Genomic DNA, 3788 nt, shown 5'->3' on the forward strand with positions numbered 1-3788 from the left:
TGGCGAAAACGCCGGCGCCACCGTACAGATCCCACGCGGTCATGCCGGCGCCGGGCTGGGCCCAGTCGAGGACGAGGCCGCTGTAAACCTCGGCCGCGGCCCGGTGCGCCTGCCAAAACGCGGTCACCGGTACCTGCCAGCTGCGCCGGCCCACCCGCTGCACGGCCTCGTACCCGCCCTCCATCACCTTGGTGGCCGTCCGCTTGCCGTCGCGCAGCGTGCGCACCACATGGCGCTCGCCGTCGTCGTCGACGGCCACGTGCAACTGCGCGGCGGGCGGCCAGTCCGGAACGCCCAGTCCATCGAGCATTCCGTCCGGTAACTGCGCGCAGCGCAGGTCGGTCACCAACTCGTCGCTGTGGTAGCGGTGAAATCCGGGGCGACGGTCCGGCCCCACCTCGAGCCTGACCCGGGTTCGCCAGCCGGTGGGGCCGGAAACCGAAAGTCGTTCAGCCCCAGCCTCCGGGCCGCTCCACTGCAACCCGCCGAGCCGCTGCAGCTGATTGACCACCACCTGCGCCTTGAGCGCCCGTGCCGCTTCCGGTTCGGCGAACGCCAGATCGCAACAGCCGGCACCGTCCACCCCGGCGATCGGGCACAGTGACGCCGTCCGGTCGGCCGACGGTTCGAGCACCTCGATAACCTCTGCGTGCCAATAGGATCCGCGGTCGGCGGTGACCCGCACCCGGACCTGCTCGCCGGGCAGCGCATAGCGGACGAACACGACCCGGCCTTCGTGGTGCGCCACGCAGCTGCCACCGTTGGCGGGCGCACCGGTGACCAAAGTCAGCTCCCCGCAAGCGGATTTCGGTGTTTGGTTATCTAGCGTCAATCGAAGATTCCCCGGCGAGCGTCACCCGGAGCGGCGTGCGGCTGCAGTGCCTTGACCCGCTCCGACGAATTCAGCTGCCAGGGAACCGAAGTCACCATCACCCCTGGCATGAACAGCAACCGGCCCTTGAGCCGTAGCGCGCTCTGGTTGTGCAGCACCTGCTCCCACCAATGGCCCACCACATACTCCGGTATGAACACCGTCACCACGGTGCGTTTTGACTCCTTGCTCACCCGTTTGACGTAATCGAGTATGGGACGGGTGATTTCACGGTACGGCGAGGCGATGACCTTCAGCGGCACGCTGATCGAGCTTTCCTGCCACTTGTGCACCAGGTCACGGGTTTCCCCGTCGTCGACGCTGACGGTGACAGCCTCCAGCACGTCGGGCCGAGTCGCCCGCGCGTAGGCCAGGGCCCGCAGCGTCGGCAGGTGCAGCTTCGACACCAGCACCAGCGCGTGGTTGCGGCTGGGCAACACGACGTCGTGCTCGGCGGCCTCCTGCTCGGCCAATTCGCGGTTGACGTTGTCGTAGTGCCGGCGGATCGACTTCATGACCAAGAACAGCAGACTCATCGCGACCAGGGCGATCCATGCCCCGGCCCTGAACTTGGTCACCAGCACGACCAACAACACCGCGCCGGTGGCGATGAAGCCGATCGTGTTGACCACCCGCGAGCGCATCATCGTGCGCCGCGCCGACGGATCGGTCTCGGTGCGCAGCAACCGAGTCCAGTGCCGGACCATGCCGATCTGGCTCAGCGTGAAGGAGATGAACACGCCGACGATGTAGAGCTGGATCAGCGCGGACAGCTCGGCGCGGAACGCGACGATCGCCAGCAGCGCGGCCGCCGACAGGAACAGGATTCCGTTGGAGAACGCCAGCCGGTCCCCGCGGGTGTGCAGCTGACGAGGCAGATAGCTGTGCTGGGCCAGGATCGAGCCGAGCACGGGGAACCCGTTGAAGGCGGTATTGGCGGCCAGCACCAGGATGAGCGCGGTCACCGCCGTGATCGCCAGGAACCCGATGTGGAAGCTGCCGAAAACGGTCTCTGCCAGCTGCGTCACCAGTGTCTTCTGGTAGTAGGACGACGGGGCGCCCAGTTGGGTTGTCGGGTCCTCGACCAGCTGCACGCCGATCTTCTTGGACAGCAAGATGATGCCCATCAACAGGGTCACCGCGATTGCGCCAAGCATCAGCAATGTCGTCGCCGCGTTGCGCGACTTCGGTTTCTGAAACGCGGGCACCCCGTTGCTGATCGCCTCCACACCGGTCAGTGCCGCGCACCCCGACGAGAACGCCCGGGCCACCAGGAAAGCGAGCGCGAATCCGATGATCTGTCCGTGCTCGGAATGCATTTGGAAATGCGCCGATTCGGCCCGTAACGGATTTTGCAACACGAAGATCCGAATGAACCCCCAGCCGATCATGCCGGCCACGCCAACGATGAACGCGTAGGTCGGAATCGCAAAGGCCAGCCCAGACTCGCGGACCCCGCGCAGGTTCAGCGACATCACCAGCAGGATCGCGCCCACACAGAACCACACCTTGTTTTGGGCCACGACCGGCACCGCCGAGCCGATGTTCGACATCGCCGACGCCGTCGAAACAGCAACGGTGAGAACGTAATCCACCATCAGAGCGCTCGCCACGACGAGGCCCGCGGTGTCGCCGAGATTGGTGGTGACCACTTCGTAGTCACCGCCGCCCGAGGGGTAGGCATGCACGTTCTGCCGGTAGCTGGCCACCACGACCAGCATGACCCCGGCCACCGCCAGACCGATCCACAACGACAGCGAGTAGGCCGCCAGTCCGCCCACCGAGAGCATCAGGAAGATTTCTTCCGGCGCGTAGGCCACCGAGGACAGCGCGTCGGAGGCGAACACCGGCAAGGCGATCCGTTTGGGCAGCAGCGTATGACTCAATCGGTCGCTGCGTTGCGGCCGGCCGATCAGCAACCGGCGCGTGGCCGTTGAAAGTTTGGACACGAGAGCCAACACTAAGCCCACTCAGGTTTCGCTGTAGCGTTCCCTAGGCGAGAATTGTCCCGACCGAAATCGGCTGGCCAACCTGGCTGCCGATTGTCCAGAACTTGCCGGACGCAGCCGAGAGGACCTCAAGTGCGGGTGATTGTGATGGGGTGCGGCCGGGTGGGGTCTTCGGTGGCCGACGGGCTGTCCCGAATCGGCCACGATGTCGCCGTCATCGACCGCGACAGCGCTTCTTTCAACCGACTCAGTCCGGAGTTCGCCGGCGAGCGCGTGCTGGGCCAGGGATTCGACCGGGACGTGCTGCTCAGGGCCGGCATCGAGGAGGCCGACGCGTTCGCCGCGGTCTCGTCCGGGGACAACTCCAACATCATCTCGGCACGCCTGGCCCGCGAGACGTTCGGCGTCCAGCGCGTGGTGGCCCGGATCTACGACGCGAAGCGCGCCGAGGTCTACGAGCGCCTGGGCATTCCCACCATCGCCACCGTGCCGTGGACCACCGATCGGCTGCTCAACGCGCTGACCCGGGAGAGTGAGACCGCCAAGTGGCGCGATCCGACGGGGACCGTCGCCGTCGCCGAGGTCGTCTTGCACGAGGGCTGGGTGGGTCACCGCGCCACGAACCTGGAGCAGGCCACCGGAGCCCGGGTGGCGTTCATGATCCGGTTCGGCACCGGCATCCTGCCTGAGCCGAAGACGGTCATCCAGGCCAGCGATCAGGTTTACATCGCGGCGATTTCCGGCCGCGTCGCGGAGGCGGTGGCCATCGCCGCGTTGCCACCCGGTGAAGACCTGGACTCGGGACCCGCCCGATGAACCCCGTGACTGAGGAGCGCCGGAAATGAAGGTAGCTGTTGCCGGTGCGGGCGCGGTCGGGCGCTCGGTCACGCGCGAACTCGTGGAAAACGGCCACGACATCACGCTGATCGAGCGCAATCCCGACCACGTCGACGTCGACGCCATCCCGG

4 protein-coding genes are annotated in these 3788 nt (G+C 66.5%); 2 read left to right on the forward strand and 2 right to left on the reverse strand.

Going from position 1 to position 3788, the window contains the following annotated elements; genetic code table 11:
- Together VML93_RS12810 and VML93_RS12815 are read right to left on the reverse strand one after the other, a co-directional pair.
- A partial coding sequence (locus tag VML93_RS12810; RefSeq protein ID WP_325611076.1) for a class I SAM-dependent RNA methyltransferase occupies positions 1 to 790 on the reverse strand: 790 nt, incomplete at its 3' end.
- A gap of 38 nt (positions 791 to 828) precedes the next feature.
- Complete coding sequence (locus tag VML93_RS12815) at positions 829 to 2820, reverse strand: APC family permease (protein WP_325611073.1); 1992 nt, start codon at positions 2818 to 2820, stop codon at positions 829 to 831.
- 132 nt (positions 2821 to 2952) lie between these two features.
- On the opposite strand from VML93_RS12815, the gene VML93_RS12820 reads away from it, so the two are divergent.
- Both VML93_RS12820 and VML93_RS12825 read left to right on the forward strand, forming a co-directional pair.
- Positions 2953 to 3636 (forward strand): TrkA family potassium uptake protein, encoded by a 684-nt coding sequence (locus VML93_RS12820; RefSeq protein WP_325611075.1) that lies wholly within the window; start codon positions 2953 to 2955, stop codon positions 3634 to 3636.
- 25 nt (positions 3637 to 3661) lie between these two features.
- On the forward strand, positions 3662 to 3788 hold a 127-nt coding region (locus VML93_RS12825; RefSeq protein ID WP_325611078.1), incomplete at its 3' end, for an NAD-binding protein.

Origin of the sequence: Mycobacterium sp. (assembly GCF_035499775.1) — a bacterium.
In the GTDB taxonomy this organism is placed as follows: domain Bacteria; phylum Actinomycetota; class Actinomycetes; order Mycobacteriales; family Mycobacteriaceae; genus Mycobacterium.